This is a genomic window from Nonomuraea solani, from assembly GCF_900108335.1.
In the GTDB taxonomy this organism is placed as follows: domain Bacteria; phylum Actinomycetota; class Actinomycetes; order Streptosporangiales; family Streptosporangiaceae; genus Nonomuraea; species Nonomuraea solani.
Map to the genome: position 1 here is coordinate 100,400 of NZ_FNVT01000021.1, position 16,459 is coordinate 116,858.

Sequence of the window (16,459 nt, forward strand, 5' to 3'; positions counted from 1 at the left end):
GCCAAGGTGGGGGCAACTTGCAACCGTGAGGTAAGGAGACCTGTGGCCAGTCCCGGCACGATCGATACTCGAGGCAGCGACTTCGCCCGACTAGCCCGTCGCATCTCCGACGCCGGTCTTCTCGACCGGCGTCCCTTTTATTACGCCGTGAGAATGATCATCGCCGCCGTGGCCTACGCCGGTTGCTGGGCGGCGTTCGTCTGGGTCGGCGACTCCTGGTGGCAACTGCTCGTCGCGGTCGCGATGGCCGTGCTGTTCACGCAGCTCGGGTTCCTCGCCCACGACCTCGGGCACCGTCAGGTCTTCAGGACGCGGCGGCCCAGCGACATCGCCGGCCTGATCATCGGCAACCTCGGCGTGGGCCTCGGCTGGGGCTGGTGGAACACCAAGCACAACCGCCACCACGCCAACCCCAACCACGAGGACCACGACCCCGACGTCTCACCGGCGGTGATCGTCTGGTCCGAAGATCAGGTCGAAAAAAGCACCGGTATCCCACGATTTTTCGCCAAATATCAGGCGTTCTGGTTCTTTCCGCTGCTCACCCTCGAAGCGTGGCACCTCCACATCGCCAGCTTCAAGGCGCTGTTCGAGCCCGCGGCCAAGCGGCGCTACGTGGAGCTGACCCTGCTCATCACGCACGTCGTCCTCTACCTCGGCCTGGTCTTCACCATGTTGCCGGTCGGCAAGGCGCTGCTGTTCCTGGTCGTGCACCAGGGGCTGTTCGGCCTCTACCTCGGCTGTACGTTCGCGCCCAACCACAAGGGCATGCCCGTACTGACCAAGGAGGACAAGCTCGACTTTCTCCGCAAGCAGGTGCTGACCTCGCGCAACGTACGCGGCGGCTGGTTCACCGACGTGGCGCTCGGCCAGCTCAACTACCAGATCGAGCACCACCTGTTCCCCCACATGCCGGCGCCGAACCTGCGCAAGGCCCAGCCGATCGTCGAGCGCTACTGCGCCGAGATCAACGTCGACTATCTGCAGACCGGCCTGGTCGAGTCGTACGGCCAGGCGCTCCGGCACCTCCACGACGTGGGTGCCGCCCTGCGCTGAACCCCCGCGGGCGCCCTGTCACGGGGCGCCCTTGCCCTTCTCCCCCTCAAGCTGTTCGAGCAGCCGGTCACGGTGACGTTCGAGGCCGGCGATCAGCTGGACCGTCTCGTCCGCCTGACTGATCATCGCCGAGATCTCGACCTGATCGGTCGCGCCCATCTCGCCGATCTGCTGGCGCGTCTCGCGCTCCTCGGCCCGTAGCCGGGTCAGGTCCGCCTCGACGTCCTGGAGCTCATCCTTAATGCTCATGGACGGGCTCTACCCAGATGTGCTCCGCCGATTACCCCGCCGGGTGCGCGGACGTACAGAATGGGGGGCATGCGCAGGCCCTCGACGAGCACGATCGTGTCCGTCGTGACGATCGTGCTCGTGCTGTCCGGCACCGTGCTCGCCTACTTCTTCGGCGGCACCCGCCAGACCAACGCGCTCGACTTCGTGCTGCCGGTCATCGCCTCCGGCGCGCTGCTGCTGCGCGAGCGCTTTCCGGTCGTGGCGCTGATCGTGGTCGCCATGTCGGTCGCCGGCTACTACCCGTGGGCCAGGCTCGACGGGCCGCTCATCGTCCTGACGTTCCTGGTCTTCTACACCGCCGCCGACCGGGGGCACCTCACCGCGGCCATCGCCACGGCGTCGGCCTCGCTGCTGGCCATGGGGCTCGGCGAGACCGGCGGGGTCAGGCACGTGGAAGACAGCGTGTTCATCACGATCGCGGGCTGGATCGTCGCGTCCATCGCGTTCGGCGGCGTCGCCCGCAACCGCCGCGCCTATCTCCATGAAGCCCGGCAGCACGCGCTCGACGCGCTGCGCAACCAGGAGGAAGAGGCCAGGCGGCGGGCCAGCGAAGAGCGGCTGCGCATCGCCAGAGAGCTGCACGACGTGCTCGGGCACAACATCTCCATGATCAACGTGCAGGCGTCGGCGGCGCTGCACGGGCTGAAGAAGCGGCCGGAAGACGCCGAGGCGGCGCTGCGGACCATCAAGGACACCAGCAAGGAGACACTGCGCGAGCTGCGGACCACGCTGGGCGTGCTGCGCCAGGTCGACGAGGACGCGCCGACCGCGCCCGCCGACAGCCTGGCCCGGGTGGGCGCGCTGGTCGCGGCGTCGGGGCTGGAGGTGCGCACCGAGCTGTCGGGGCCGCTGGACGCGCTGCCGACCGAGGTCGACCTGGCCGCCGCCCGCATCGTCAGGGAAGCGCTGACGAACGTCTCCCGTCACTCGGGCTCGGCCGAGGCCACGCTGGCGATCACCAACACCGCCGACGACCTCGTCATCCGGGTCGCCGACGACGGCCCCGGCACCACGTACGACGGAGGCAGCGGCTTCGGCCTGCAGGGCATGCGCGAGCGGGCCACCGCGCTCGGCGGCACCCTGGAGGCGGGCCCGCGCCCCGAGGGCGGCTTCCGTGTCGTCGCCCGCCTGCCTCTGAAGGGAACTCGATGATCCGCGTCCTGCTCGCCGACGACCAGACCCTGGTGCGCGCCGGGTTCCGATCCATCCTCAGCGACGAGGACGACATCGAGGTGGTGGCGGAGGCCGCCAACGGCGTGCAGGCCGTGTCGCTGGCCCGCGAGCACCGGCCCGACGTCGTGCTCATGGACATCCGCATGCCCGAGCTCGACGGCCTGGAGGCCACCGGGCGCATCGCCCGCGACTCCGCGCTCGACGGCGTCAAGGTGATCATCCTGACCACGTTCGACCTCGACGACTACATCTACGGCGCGCTGCGGGCCGGCGCCGGCGGCTTCCTGGTCAAGGACACCGAGCCGGCCGAGCTGATCCACGCGGTCCGGGTCGTGGCCAGGGGCGACGCGCTGATCGCCCCCTCGATCACCCGGCGGCTGATCGCCGAGTTCGCCGGCCGCGTCAAGCGCCCCGACCCGGGCCCGCGGCTCAACGCGCTGACCGAGCGCGAGCGGGAGGTCATGACGCTGGTGGCCGGGGGCCTGTCCAACGACGAGATCGCGGCCCGGCTCGTGCTGAGCCCCGCCACGGCGAAGACGCACGTCAGCCGCATCATGACCAAGCTGTCGGTGCGCGACAGGGCCCAGCTCGTGGTCATGGCGTACGAGGCCGGCATGATCACCCCGGGCTGGCTTACCCCCTGAGTCGTACGCCGGGCGCCGCCCTGTCCACCCAGGATGTACGCCAGGTGCCCGCCCGGGCATGACGCGGCGGCCCGAACCGTGCCTGGAGGCTCGGTTCCATGGAAACCGTGGAACTCGCCCGCCTGCAGTTCGCGCTCACCGCGGGCGCGCACTTCCTGTTCGTGGCGCTGACGCTCGGCCTGGCGACGCTGGTGGCCGTCATCCAGACCAGGGCGACGCTCGGCGGCAACCCCGTGCACCAGCGGATGACCCGGTTCTGGGGCCAGCTCTACATCATCAACTACGCGATGGGCATCGTCACCGGGCTCGTGATGGAGTTCCAGCTCGGGCTGTCGTGGAGCGGGCTGACCGAGTACGCGGGCAACGTCTTCGGCTCGGCGCTGGCGATCGAGACGCTGGTGGCGTTCTTCATCGAGTCCACCTTCCTGGGGCTGTGGATCTTCGGCTGGAACAAGCTGAACCGGTGGGTGCACCTGGCGCTGATCTGGGTGGTGACGCTCACGGCGTACGCGTCGGCGTTCTGGATCATGGTCGCCAACGGTTTCCTGCAGAACCCGGTCGGCCACGTGCTGGAGGGCGGCCACCTGCGGCTGGCCGACTTCGGGGCGATGGTGGCCAACCCGGCGGCGCAGGTGGCGTTCTGGCACATCATCAGCGGCGCGATGGTCGTCGGCGGGTTCTTCATGGCCGGGGTGAGCGCGTACCACCTGCGCAGGCGCACCACTGAGCAGGACTTCTTCCGCAAGTCGCTGCGGATCGGGCTCGGCGTGGCGCTGCCGGCCGTCATCTTCACGGCGACGTTCGGCGGGCTCTCGTTCGAGACCCTGCAGCCCACCAAGGTCGCGGCCTACTCGGGGTCGGCGGAGCGGATGGCCGAGGCGCAGGCCCAGATGGTGGCCGCGCACGGGCCCGGTGACTATCTGCCGCCGGTGGCCTGGGTGCAGACGGCCGGCACCACCATGATGATCCTGTTCGCGCTGATGCTGTTCTTCTCGGCGGTGAGCGTGCTGCTGATGTTCGTCCGGCCGATCGTGCGCGGGTTCAGGCTCTGGCACTGGCTGCTGACGCTGATGATCCCGGTGCCGTTCGCGACCATGCTGGCCGGCTGGATCTTCCGGGAGATGGGCCGCCAGCCCTGGGCCGTGTACGGGCTGCTCAAGACGTCGGAGGCGATGTCACCGGTCTCGGCGGCGGAGATGTGCTTCTCGCTGACCGCGTTCGTGACGGTGTTCGCGGTGCTGATCGCCGTCAACTACTGGCTGCTGGCCCGGCACGCCCGGCGCGGGCCCGGCGAGGTGGCGCTCGGCGACCGGCCGATCGAGGCCCCCGTTCCCGTCCCTTCCTTCTGAGGAGCCGTTCATGGAGATCTTCATCCTGGCCTTCTTCGCGCTCGGCTACCTCGTGCTGGCCGGGGCCGACATCGGGGTGGGCATGGCACTGCCGTACCTGGGGCGCTCCGGGGCCGAGCGGCGCGAGGTGATCGCCGCGATCGCGCCCTTCTTCCTGGGCAACGAGGTGTGGCTGGTGGCGACGGCGGGCGTGCTGGCCGGGCTGTTCCCCGAGCTGGAGGGGCACCTGCTGACCGGCAACTATTCGCTGGTCGTGAGCCTGGTCCTGGCGTGGGTGGTCCGCGACATGGGCCTGTGGCTGCGCGGGCGCGTGCCGGGGCCGCGCTGGCGGGCGCTCTGGGACGGCGCGATCGTGGCCGGGAGCTGGGGGCTGGCACTGAGCTGGGGGCTGCTGCTCGGCCACGTGCTGCTCGGCATCGAGGGGCCGCTCGCGCTGCTGCCCGCGCTGGTCGTGGCCGCGCTGTTCCTCACGCACGGCCTGACGTTCGCGGCGCTGCGGCTGCGCGGGACGTTGCGCTCACGGGCCGCCGTGCTGGCCGGCGGCGCCGGGGAGGCCCGCACGTACGCGCTGACCTCGGCGGCGCTGATGGTGGTCGGGGTGCTGGCCGGGCTCCGGCTGCCGCTGGAGCCCGGCACGTCAGGGTCGCTGCTGGTGCCGGTCGTCCTGGCCCTGATCCCGCTGCTGGTGGCCGCACAGGGGCTGGTGTGGTGGACGTTCAGGCACCGGGTGACCGGCCCTTCCTACCTATGAAGTCCCGGATCCTATGAAGTCCCGGACCCGATGAGATCCCGGACCCCTATGAAGTCCCGGATCAGTGCCGTGATCTCGGCCGGGCGCTCGTGCAGGACCACGTGGCCGCTGTCCAGCTCGGCGTACTCACTGCCGGGCAGCGCCGCGTGCAGCGCGCGGGCGTGCTCGACCGGGATCAGGTAGTCCCGGGTGCTGCCGACGACCAGCGTGGGCGCGGTGATCTTCGGGAGCAGTTCCCTGAGGTCGACGCGGAGGTCCAGCTCGATCTGGCGCAGCGTGCCCTTCGGGGGCTCGCCGACCATCAGCGTGTCCGCGCCGGCGGCGCTCACGAACTCCGGGCCGAACGCCATGAGCGGCCCGTAGGCGGCGAAGCTCTCCGGGTCGGTCGCGGCGAGCCGGGCCCAGGTGCGCAGGCCCAGTTCGAGCCGGGAGTCCGCCAGGTGGGTCCAGCCGGCGATCAGCACCAGTCGCCTGACCAGCTCGGGGCGCTCGGCGGCCACCTTCGCCGCCACGGCCGCGCCGAGCGAGAACCCGACCAGGTCGGACGGCTCCTCGAACGCGGCGGCGACCTGGCCGGCGAGCAGGTCGAGGGTGAGGTCGCCGCCCGGGTCGGCGGTCAGGCCGCTGCCGGCGTAGTCGGGGGTGATGACCGTGCGGACGTCGGCGAGGCCGGGCACGAGGTGGGCGTAGTTGCTGACGGCGTCGCCACCGGTGCCGTGCACCATGACCAGGCCGGGGCCGGCGCCCTCCTTCCGGTAGTGGACGGGGCCCGAGCCGTGGAGGGTCGTGGGCATGTCGCGCTCCTTTCTATAGCGATCGCTAAAAAACATAACATAGCGATCGCTATAGAATGGGCACATGGCCAGACAGCGGGCATTCGACCGGGAGGCGGCGCTGGAGATCGCGCTGCGCGAATTCTGGCGGCACGGCTACGAGGCGACCTCGATCGCCGAGCTCACGGCCGCGATGGGGATCAGGCCACCCAGCCTGTACGCGGCATTCGGCGACAAGCGGCGGCTGTTCGAGGAGGCGGTCCGGCGTTACCAGGAGACCTACGGCGCGTTCACGACCAGGGCGCTGGCGGAGGAACCGACCGGCCGCGGGGCCATCGAGCGGGTGCTGCGCGAGGCCGCCGCCGAATACGCCAGCCCGGAGCACCCCACCGGCTGCCTGGTCATCACGGCGGCGGTCAACTGCGGGCCCGAGTCGGCTGAGGTGGAGGAGTTGCTGCGCGGTTTCAGGGAGGAGGCCAAGGCGGCGATCAGGCGGCGGATCGACGGGGACGTGGCGGCCGGGCGGCTGCCGGCGGACACGGACACGGCGGGGCTGGCCACGTTCTACGCGGCGGTGATCCAGGGCATGTCCACGCAGTCGCGTGACGGCGCCTGCCATGCCGACCTGCTGCGCGTGGCCACCCTCGCCATGTCCGCCTGGCCTAGTGAGATTTGACCGAGGCGTCCTCCGGGGCGATCTTCGGGGGTGAGGCGCGTAGCCAGCGGGTGCCGTGCGGGTCCAGCGGCAGCCGTACCGTGCCCTTCTCCGGCACCTCCACCGCGCCGTCCACCAGCAGGTCCGTGAGCTGATAGCCCTCCAGCCCGGTCAGCGTGAGCTCCACGTCCCGCGCGGTGTCGCAGAGGTTGTGCGCGACCACGACCGTGGCGCCGTCGGCGTCGCAGCGGTGCGCCAGCACGGCCGGATGCCCGGCGTCCAGCACCGTGCACTCGCCCCACGCCAGCTCCGGGCACTCCCGATAACGCTCGATCAGCAACTGGAACCAGCGCAGCAGCGAGTGCGTGTCCCGCTTCTGGTCGGCCGCGTTCACGCGGTCGGGGGCGAAGGAGCCCTCCGGGATCTCGCGTACCGGCTCGGCCCGGCTGAAGCCCCCGTCCGAAGTCCACTGCATCGGTACGCGGACCGCCATCCGGCCCTCCTCGTCCAGGTTCTCCCCCATCCCGATCTCCTCGCCATAGAAGATCACGGGCGTGCCCGGCAGCGAGAACAGCAGGCTGTAGGCCATCTTGATCCGGCGCAGGTCACCGCCGAGCATGGTCGGCAGGCGGCGGCGCAGCCCGCGGCCGAAGATCTGCATGTCCTCGCTCGGCCCGAACGCGTCGAAGACCTCCTGCCGCTCCTCGTCGGTGAGCTTGTCCAAGGTCAGCTCGTCGTGGTTGCGCAGGAACACGGCCCACTGGCAGTCCTTGGGCGGCGCCGGGCGCTCGCGCAGGGCGTCGGCGAGCGGGGTGGCGTCGTTGCGGGCCATCGACAGCCACGCCTTCTGCATGCCGATGAAGTCGAAGCACATGGTGATCTGGTCGCCCAGCCCGTCGCCGAAGAACTTGACGAGCTCCTCGTAGGGGACGTTGACCTCGCCGAGCAGGATCGCCCCGCCCATGCGCCGCGTCATGAACGCCCGCAGGTCCGCCAGGAACTCGTGCGGCTCGGCCAGCTTCGGGTTGACGTTCTCGATCAGGAACGGCACGGCGTCGACCCGGAAGCCCGACAGCCCCAGCTCCATCCAGAAGCCCAGGATGCGCGTGATCTCGTCCCTGACCTCGGGGTTGCCCACGTTCAGGTCGGGCTGGTGCCGATAGAAGCTGTGCAGGTAGTACTGGCCCGAACCCTCGTCGTACTCCCAGATGCTGTCCTCTTTGTCGGGGAAGACGATCTGCTTGGGGTCGTCGGGCTCCGGGGTGTCGGACCAGACGTACCAGTCGCGACGGGGCGAGTCCTTGCCCGATCGCGCCTCCTTGAACCAGGGATGCTGGTCGGAGGTGTGGTTGACGACCAGGTCCGCGATCACGCGCAGGCCGCGGTCGTGGGCGGTACGCATGAACTCCACGAAGTCGCCCAGCGTCCCCAGCCGGGGGTCGATGGTGTAAAAGTCGGTGATGTCGTAACCGTCGTCGCGGTTCGGGGTCGGGAAGAACGGCATGAGCCACAGGCACGTCACGCCGAGTCCCGCGAGATAGTCGATCTGCTGCGTCAGGCCGCGGAAGTCGCCCACGCCGTCGTCGTTGCCGTCCTTGAACGTCTCCACGTCCAGGCAGTAGACGACCGCGTTCTTCCACCAGACATCAGAGGTATACGTCAGCCGCACTCCTCGCACCTCCCTTTTCGGGCAAAGGGATGCGCTACCCCGAGCGGCGCGGGTCACTCCAGTGCTTGGCGGATCATCGGGAAGGAGCGCTTGAACTCGCGGATCCAGTACGGCCAGGTATGGGTGCCGTTGCCGTACAGGTGGAGGGTGTGCGGGATGCCGAGGCTCTTGAGCCGGGCGCTCAGGGCCTTGCCGGTGTAGGCGGAGATGGGCTCGCCCAGATGCGCCGGGTGCCACGGGGAGCCGGGCGGGTCCAGGTCGCCGAGGAAGCTGTTGGTGCCGCTGGAGAGGTAGAGGCGCACGCCTCTGAGGTTCGGGGCGAGGGTCATGGGGTCGTTGGCCGCCCAGACCCGTTTGTCGCGCTTGGGGTGGCCCCAGAGGGCCAGGGGGTCCTGTTTCTCGCTGGCCTGGGCGTTCATGATGAGCCCGGGGATGCCGGGGAGCCGGGTGGCCAGGATGCCGCTGTAGGCGCCGGCGAAGCGGAACATGCCGCGGTTGGCGGCGGCGTACTTGACGGCTCCGTACGCGCCCATCGACAGGCCCGCGATGGCCCGGCGGGTGCCGGCGCGGTAGCCGACCTCCAGCAGGCGGCGCACCTCGTAGGTGTGGAACGTGGCCCAGGCCGGTGGGCCGCCCTTGCCGCCGTTGTACCAGTTCGAGTAGTTACCGGCGCGGCCCGCCTCCGGCATGACGACGATGGCGTCGAGGTCCTCGGTGTACGCCTCGATGTCGGTCATGCGGGTCCACGAGGTGTAGTCGTCGGCGCCGCCGTGCAGCAGGTAGAGCACCGGCCACGTCCGTTTCGCGCTTCTCGACCAGCCCTTGGGGAGGAGCAGGCGGACCGGCAGCAGGCGGCCCACGGAGGGTGAGCTGACGAGCAGGTCCAGGGTGCGGGCGTCGATCTGCCGCTCGCGCACGACGCGGGCGGTGCCCGGCAGGGCCGGCTGCCAGGGAAGGTAACCGGTGTCCCTGGGTTCGGGCTCCTTGTCGGGGGCGAGTGACCAGTCGGGGTCGGCGTGGGCGGGGGTGGCGCCCGTACCGGCGACGAGCAGCAGCGTCGTCGCCAGAGCCAGCAAGCCGCGCATGAGGGAAACCCTTCGCCGTGGGTGCAGGCGAGGCTAGGCGGTGCGGTGGCGGGGCGGCTATGAGCGCGGGCAACGAAATCGCCGTGCGGTTGCGCGGTGCCGGATAAATCATCACCGCCGTGACAAATCGCGCCCGAGGAATGTTCCGTTCGGGCCTGCCTCTCGCCCCGGACACCTGGATAGGTTGGCCGATCACCCCGAAGGCATGGGAGTGTTCCGATGGACGTACCCGGCGAAGGTGAGATCCGCCGCTTCCTGCTCGACCGGCTCGGCGCGCACGTGGACCCCGACCGGCCGCTCGGCGAGTACGGCCTCTCCTCGCGCGAGGCGGTGTCCGTGGCGGGCGAGCTGGCCGAACTGCTGGGCCGGGAGCTGAGCCCGACGCTCGTGTGGGAGCACCCGACGATCAACCGCCTGTCCCGGGTGCTGTCCTCCCCCGGCGTTCCGGTACGCGCCCCGCTCGCCCCCGGTGAGCCGGTCGCCGTGGTCGGGCTCGGCTGCCGGTTCCCCGGCGCGCACGGGCCCGCCGCGTACTGGGAGCTGCTGCTGGCGGGGCGCGACGCGGTCGGCGAGGTGCCGGACGGGCGGTGGGAGGCGTTCGACGACGGGTCGGCGCGGACCGGGGCGGTGCTGGCGGGCACGACCAGGCACGGCGGGTTCCTGGACGACGTGGCCGGGTTCGACGCGGAGTTCTTCGGCATCGCGCCGGGCGAGGCGGCGGCCATGGACCCGCAGCAGCGGCTGCTCCTGGAGACGGCCTGGGAGGCGCTCGAACACGGCGGCATCGCGCCCAGGTCGCTGGCCGGGACGCGGACCGGGGTGTTCACCGGCCTGTCCGGCACTGAATACGCCCACCTGACCGCCTCCGACCTCGCCTCCGTGGACGCCTGGACGGCCACCGGGGGCGCGCTCAGCATCGCCGCCAACCGCCTGTCGTACCTGCTCGACCTGCGCGGCCCCTCCCTGGCCGTGGACACCGCCTGCTCCTCCTCGCTCGTCGCCACCCACCTGGCGGCCTCCAGCCTGCGGGCGGGCGAGTGCGACCTGGCGCTGGCCGCCGGGGTCAACGTGCTGCTGTCCCCCGTGGTCACCGTGGCCTTCGACCGGGGCGGCGGTACGGCGGCCGACGGACGCTGCAAGGCGTTCGACGCCTCGGCGGACGGGATGGTGCGGGCCGAGGGCTGCGGGGTGGTGGTGCTCAAGCGGCTGGCGGACGCCGTACGGGACGGCGACCGGGTGCTCGCGCTCATCGGCCCGACCGCCGTCAACCAGGACGGCCGCTCGAACGGCCTGGTCGCGCCCAGCCCCGAGGCTCAGGAGTCGCTGCTGCGCGAGGTGTACGGAGATCGCGGGCCCGACTACATCGAGGCCCACGGGACGGGGACCTTCCTCGGGGACCCGATCGAGGCCCGCGCCATCGCCGCCGCCATCGGCACCCCGGTGCTGCTCGGCTCGGTGAAGACGAACCTCGGCCACCTGGAGGCCGCCGCCGGGGTGGCCGGGCTCATCAAGACCGTCCTCGCCCTGCACCACGGGGTGATCCCGGCCAGTCTGCACTTCCGCGAACCGAACCCGCACATCCCCTGGGACACACTGGAGGTCGTCACCGCGCCCCGGCCCTGGCCTCGGGCCGACGCGCGGGCGGGGGTGTCGGCGTTCGGGTTCGGCGGCACGAACGCCCACGTGGTCGTGGACGCCTATCGGGCGGCGCCCCGGGAGCCCGCCGGCGGTCCGCACGTCTTCCTGCTCACCGACACCACCGCCGAACGCGTCCGCCACCACGCCAGGACCCTGGCCGCCTGGCGCCCCGACGGCGACCTCGGGGACGTCGCCCACACCCTGGCCAGGCGGGCCGGGCGCGGACGGGTGGCGGCGGCCGTGGTGGCGGGCAACGCGGACGAGCTGGCCTCACGGCTGCGCGACGTGCGACCCGCCGCGGCGCACGCCAAAGGTCCCGTGTGGGTCTTCGGCGGCTACACCCCGCAGCCCATTTTCGACCTGTACGACACCGAACCCGCCTACCGCCGCACCATCGACGCGCTGGCCCCGCTGCTGGCCGAAGAGGGCATCGACGTGCGCGACCCGGCCCCGTCGGGCGTGGCGACCGTCCAGCCGCTCATCTTCGCCGCCCAGCTCGCCCTGGCCGACCTGTGGCGCTCCTACGGCTTCGCCCCGGCGGCGGTGATCGGGCACTCCATGGGCGAGGTGGCGGCGGCCGTGGTCGCGGGCGGGCTCCCAGTGAAGGACGCCGTCCGGGTCATCTGCGTACGGGCCCGGCTGCTCGGCGGGCTGGGCGGGGGCGGGGCGATGGCCGTCGTCGGGGTGGGAGCGGCGGAGGTGCCCGAGGACCTGCACGTGGCGGTGTTCTCCGCGCCCGGTCAGTGCGTGGTCACGGGGCCGGCGGAACGGGTGGCGTCGTTCGCGGCCTCGGTTTCGGCGCGCGGGTCGATCGCCAGGACGCTCACGGCCGAAGGGGCCGGGCATTCGCCGCAGGTGGCGCCGCTGGTGCCGGTGCTCAGGGACGAGCTGGGGGCGGTGGCCGGGGGGAAGCCGGTGGTGCCCTACTACTCGGGGGTGTTCGAGGATCCTCGTGAGGTGCCGGTGTTCGAGGCCGCGTACTGGGCCGCCGGGGTGCGCCGTCCCGTACGGCTCATGCAGGCCGTCCAGGCGGCGGCCGAGGACGGGCACACGGTCTTCACCGAACTGAGCCCCCGCCCGCTGCTCACCGGCGCACTCCGCGCCATTCTGCCCGCCGGCTCGCTGATCACCACCGGCGACTTCCCCGCTCAGGTCGCCGCCGCCGCGACCGCCGTCACCCCGCGCACCCATGGGCGCGTCGTGGACGTCCCCCTCTCCCCCTGGCACCACACCCGGCACTGGGCCCGGCCAAGGCGCCTGACCCACGTGGAAACCCCGGCCGGCCATTCCTGGTCGACCATGGCCGAGGGCCCCGAACCGGTGCTCCGGGTGACGGCCCTGGCCGAGCTGCTCCGGTCGGTGGCCGGCGACATCGAGCTGCACGACGTCACGCTCCACGCCCTGCTGCCACTGCCCGCCCAGGTCACGATCACCCTGACCGGCGACACCGCCGAGGTGTCGGCCAAGAACGCGGCCGGGGTCTGGCACCGCTACGGCACGGCCGCGCTCTCCCCTGGTGTGTCGGAGACCGGCGGGCTGGAGCGGATCCGGCACGTGGCCGTGGACGGGACCCGTTCCGGCACGGAGATCGCCGAACTGGACCCGGCTTCGACCCCTGCCAGGCTGGACGCCAAACTGGTCGTACGCACCTGGACTCCCGCGCCACCCCGGGAGGCGGGCCCGCCCCGCGCATGGCTCATCCTTGCCGATGAGGGGGATGCGCGGGCGGCCCGCCTCCAATCCCTGCTCGGCACGACCGACGCGGCGGGCTCGGTTCTCGTGCTGCCGCCCCGTCACCTCGATCCGATGGCGGCGCAGGGGGTCCTGCTGCGGGTGGCGGCCCTGGTCGCCCGGGGTTCCAGGGTCACGATCGCGACCGAGCGGGCCCAGGCCGTCCTGGACGGTGAGGCGCCTGATCCGGGCCCGGCCGCGCTGCGGGGGCTGGTCAGAGTCCTCGCCCTCGAACACCCCGAGGCCCGCGCCCGGCTCGTGGACTTCGACGACCTCGGCGACCTGGCCGGAGAACTGGCCCTCGACGCACCCGAGGACGAGGTGGCCTGGCGCGCCGGAACCCGCTACGCGGCCCGCTTGAGCCGCACGACCGTGGCTTCGGTCGCTCGGCCCGTGGTGGAGCCAGGGGCGTACGTGATCACCGGTGGCTACGGCCGGCTCGGCCGGATCGCCGCCCGATGGCTGGCCGATCGCGGTGCAGACCGGATCGTGGTGAACGGCCGCTCCCCCGGTCCCGGCGTGGTGGCGGGTGATCTGGCCGCGCCCGGGACGGCGGAGCGGCTGGTGGAGGCGGCGACCGCCGGTGGGATGCGGTTGCGGGGGGTGATCCACGCGGCCGGTGTCCTCGACGACCGTCTGGTCGCCGATCTGGATCCGGGCAGCGTCGAGCGGGTATGGGCGGCCAAGGTCATCGGCGGGCTGCGCCTGCACGAGGTCACCAAAGAGCTCGATCTGGACTGGTGGGTGGCGTTCTCGTCGGCCGCCGGGCTGCTCGGCTCCCCCGGTCAGGCGGCCTACGCCACGGCGAACGCCTGGCTGGACGCGCTGTGCGAGCGACGCAGAGCGGAAGGGCGGCCGGGGATCAGCATCGGCTGGGGTCCATGGGAGGGTACGGCCACCGCCCTGCCCGCCGTGGACCCGCTGACCACCGAGGAGGGCGTCGAGGCTCTGGAGGCGCTGATCCAGCGGAACCTTTCGGCCGGGGTGGCCAAGGTCGACGTCGGCCGAGCGGTCACGATATTTCCCTCGATAGCCCGCATACCGTATTTCTCCGACTTCGCCGACGTCCCCGTCCGACAAGGGACTCCGGGGGATGTGCCCGCCGAGGTCAAGAGGCGGGTGGCGGTCGTGCTGGGGGTGGAGGCGGGACGGCTGGGCGAGGAGACGGTGCTGACCGATCTGGGCCTGGACTCGCTGGCCGCGACCCGGTTGCGCGGGCTGATCGAGCACGACTTCGGCGTCACGATCCCCACGGCACCGCTGCTCGCGGGCGGCACCCTGGGCACCCTCATCCAGGCGGTCACCCCCCGGACGACGGAGGTCAGGGCTGTGGGGGCGAGGGACGCGGCGGAGCGGCAGGTGGTGCGGGTGCTCGGCGGTCTGCTCGGCCGTGAGCCCTCCGTCGCGGAGCCCGTCGCGCCGGATCTGCTGCCGGAAGCCCTCGACCTGCTCGCCCGCGAACTCGGCGGCCCACTGACCGTTCCGGCCGGGCAGGTCGGCGTGGCGGACCTCGCGGACGCCGTACGGGCCGCCGACGACGCCGGGGGCGAGATGATCCGGCCGCTGAACGGGAGCGCCGGTGGGAGGCCGCTGTTTCTCGCGCATCCCGCCGGCGGGACCACCGGCGTCTACGGGTTGCTGGCCGATCGGTTGCCCGTTCCGGTGCTCGGGCTTGAGCGGCTGGATGAGGGCGGGATACCGGAGCGGGCGGCTCGCTACGTCGAGGCGATCAAGGGTGTCTGCGCGGGGCCGTACCGGGTGGGCGGGTGGTCGTTCGGCGGGATTCTGGCCTTTGAGATCGCGCGGCTGCTCGGCCCCGACGTCGAGTTCGTGGCGATGATCGACTCGGGGCTGCCCGAGCCGGTGCGGCGGGAGGCTGCGGTTCAGCGATATGTGGATTTCACGGCATATCTGCGGGCGACCTATGGCGTGAACGTGCGACTCAAGCCGGAGGAGTTGCTCAACCTGCCCGAAAGGGCTCGGGCGGAGCTCGTGCAGCGGCGGATGGAGGAGGCCGGGGCTCTTGAGGCGTTGCCGGCGGCCATTTTGCGGCATCAGGTCACCTCTTTTCAGGACACCCAGGCCATCGAGAGTTATCGGCCCGTTCCTTATGACGGCAGGGTCGTTCTCTATCGGTCCACGGAACCCACGCCGTGGGCGGTGCGGGACGAGCGGTATGCGCATGAGGGGGATCCGGCGCGCGGGTTCGGGCCGTACTGCACGTGGCTGGAGGTCGTCGAGGTTCCCGGGTCGCACCATCTCAACCTGCTCGATCCCCCGCACTTCGAGGTCATCGCCGAGCATCTGAAGGGACTGCTATGACGCTGGCACAGGCAGTGGTGGCGGGCGCGGAGCCCGCCGAGCTGGAGCGGCTGGAGGTGCCCTCGGTCTATCGGGCGGCCCACCTGCGCAAGGACGAGGTGGGGACGTTCGAGCAGGACGCCGTGGACAAGGACGTGCGCAGGACCCTGCACGTCGGCGAGGTGCCCATGCCGGAGCTGGGCGAGGACGAAGTGCTGATCGCGGTGATGGCGAGCGCGATCAACTTCAACACCGTGTGGTCGGCGATGTTCGAGCCGATCCCGACGTTCGCGTTCCTGGAGCGGTTCGGGCGCACGGACCCCCGGCACGACCTGCCGACGCACGTGCTCGGCTCGGACGCGGCGGGGGTGGTCGTCAGGACCGGCCGCGCGGTACGCCGCTGGCGCGTCGGCGACCGGGTGGTCACCAGCCCCGCGTACGTGGACGGCGAGGACCCCGTCATCCAGCACGACGGCATGCTGGCCGCCGACCTGCGGGCCTGGGGCTTCGAGACGAACTTCGGCGGGCTGGCCGACTACGCCGTCGTCAAGGCCACCCAGTTGCTCGCCAAGCCCCGGCACCTGAGCTGGGAGGAGGCCGCCTGCAACATGTTGTGCGCCTCGACCGCGTACCGGATGCTGGTCGGCGAGCGCGGCGCGCGGATGAAGCAGGGCGACGTGGTGCTGCTGTGGGGCGCGACGGGCGGCCTCGGCGGCTACGGCGTGCAGCTCGTCAAGAACGGCGGCGGCATCCCCGTCGGCGTCGTGAGCTCGCCGGAGAAGGCCGAGCTGCTGCGCCGGATGGGCTGCCCGCACGTCGTGGACCGCTCGCAGTTCGAGGACCTGACCGACGAGAAGGCGTGGCGGCGGCTGGGGGCGGAGGTGCGGCGGCTGGTGGGCGAGGATCCGGCCATCGTGTTCGAGCACACGGGCAGGGAGACGTTCGGGGCCTCCGTCTATGTCGCCAGGCGCGGCGGCGCGGTGGTGACGTGCGGGTCGTCCACCGGGTACGCCCACGCCTACGACAACCGCCACCTGTGGATGAAGCTCAAGCGCATCATCGGCTCCCACGGCGCGAACTACCAGGAGTGCCACGAGGTCAACCGGCTCATCTCGCTCGGCCTGGTGCACCCCACGCTGTCGTCCGTCTACCCCCTGGCCGAGGCGGCGCGGGCGGCCAGGGCCGTGCAGCTCAACCAGCACGTGGGCAAGGTCGGCGTGCTGGCCCTGGCCCCGGCGGAGGGTCTCGGCGTCGAGGATCACGCGCTGCGCGAGCGGGTGGGTGAGGAGCGGCTGAGGTTGTTCCGTACGTCATGACCGCAGGCGCCCGGCCCCGGTCGATGC

12 protein-coding genes are annotated in these 16,459 nt (G+C 71.6%); 8 read left to right on the forward strand and 4 right to left on the reverse strand.

The genetic code is table 11. The features are described 5' to 3' along the window. The first annotated feature begins 153 nt into the window (after positions 1-153). Positions 154-1,056, forward strand: coding sequence for a fatty acid desaturase family protein (locus tag C4V41_RS47890; RefSeq protein ID WP_103962723.1), 903 nt, complete (start codon positions 154-156; stop codon positions 1,054-1,056). An 18-nt stretch (positions 1,057-1,074) separates the two neighbouring features. Here the strand turns inward: C4V41_RS47890 and C4V41_RS47895 are convergent, their stop codons facing one another. Continuing rightward, positions 1,075-1,305, reverse strand: coding sequence for a hypothetical protein (locus tag C4V41_RS47895; protein ID WP_103962724.1), 231 nt, complete (start codon positions 1,303-1,305; stop codon positions 1,075-1,077). A gap of 69 nt (positions 1,306-1,374) precedes the next feature. Here C4V41_RS47895 and C4V41_RS47900 point away from each other — a divergent pair, with 69 nt between their 5' ends. The 4 genes from C4V41_RS47900 (at position 1,375) to C4V41_RS47915 (ending at position 5,264) form a co-directional block, all read left to right on the forward strand. After that, entirely contained in the window at positions 1,375-2,499 is a 1,125-nt protein-coding gene (locus C4V41_RS47900) for a sensor histidine kinase (RefSeq protein ID WP_235030845.1), read from the forward strand. Next, positions 2,496-3,164, forward strand: a complete 669-nt coding sequence (locus tag C4V41_RS47905) for a response regulator (RefSeq protein WP_103962725.1) — start codon at positions 2,496-2,498, stop codon at positions 3,162-3,164. Before C4V41_RS47900 ends, C4V41_RS47905 begins: the two co-directional genes overlap by 4 nt. 98 nt (positions 3,165-3,262) lie before the next feature. Next, complete coding sequence (locus C4V41_RS47910; RefSeq protein ID WP_103962726.1) at positions 3,263-4,513, forward strand: cytochrome ubiquinol oxidase subunit I; 1,251 nt, start codon at positions 3,263-3,265, stop codon at positions 4,511-4,513. Positions 4,514-4,523: 10 nt separating this feature from the next. Continuing rightward, the gene (locus C4V41_RS47915) at positions 4,524-5,264 is read left to right on the forward strand and encodes a cytochrome d ubiquinol oxidase subunit II (protein ID WP_103962727.1); all 741 of its coding nucleotides are present in this window, start codon (positions 4,524-4,526) and stop codon (positions 5,262-5,264) included. Between the two features lie 11 nt (positions 5,265-5,275). On the opposite strand, the gene C4V41_RS47920 is transcribed toward C4V41_RS47915, so the two are convergent. Further along, positions 5,276-6,058 carry an alpha/beta fold hydrolase gene (locus C4V41_RS47920; RefSeq protein WP_103962728.1) on the reverse strand — a complete coding sequence of 261 codons (783 nt, stop codon included), beginning with the start codon at positions 6,056-6,058 and terminating at the stop codon, positions 5,276-5,278. A gap of 64 nt (positions 6,059-6,122) precedes the next feature. Between C4V41_RS47920 and C4V41_RS47925 the strand changes: the two genes are divergently transcribed. Continuing rightward, entirely contained in the window at positions 6,123-6,713 is a 591-nt protein-coding gene (locus tag C4V41_RS47925) for a TetR/AcrR family transcriptional regulator (protein ID WP_103962729.1), read from the forward strand. On the opposite strand, the gene C4V41_RS47930 is transcribed toward C4V41_RS47925, so the two are convergent. Then, the gene (locus tag C4V41_RS47930; RefSeq protein ID WP_103962730.1) at positions 6,700-8,361 is read right to left on the reverse strand and encodes an alpha-amylase family protein; all 1,662 of its coding nucleotides are present in this window, start codon (positions 8,359-8,361) and stop codon (positions 6,700-6,702) included. The genes C4V41_RS47925 and C4V41_RS47930 overlap by 14 nt on opposite strands. Before the next feature lie 53 nt (positions 8,362-8,414). Continuing rightward, positions 8,415-9,446 (reverse strand): alpha/beta hydrolase, encoded by a 1,032-nt coding sequence (locus C4V41_RS47935; RefSeq protein WP_103962731.1) that lies wholly within the window; start codon positions 9,444-9,446, stop codon positions 8,415-8,417. A gap of 219 nt (positions 9,447-9,665) precedes the next feature. Here C4V41_RS47935 and C4V41_RS47940 point away from each other — a divergent pair, with 219 nt between their 5' ends. Next, a complete protein-coding gene (locus tag C4V41_RS47940) occupies positions 9,666-15,137 on the forward strand; it encodes a type I polyketide synthase (RefSeq protein ID WP_103962732.1) in 5,472 nt (1,823 codons plus the stop codon). Further along, positions 15,134-16,432, forward strand: a complete 1,299-nt coding sequence (ccrA, locus tag C4V41_RS47945; RefSeq protein WP_103962733.1) for a crotonyl-CoA carboxylase/reductase — start codon at positions 15,134-15,136, stop codon at positions 16,430-16,432. The genes C4V41_RS47940 and ccrA overlap by 4 nt, the downstream gene beginning before the upstream one ends. Positions 16,433-16,459 lie beyond the last annotated feature (27 nt).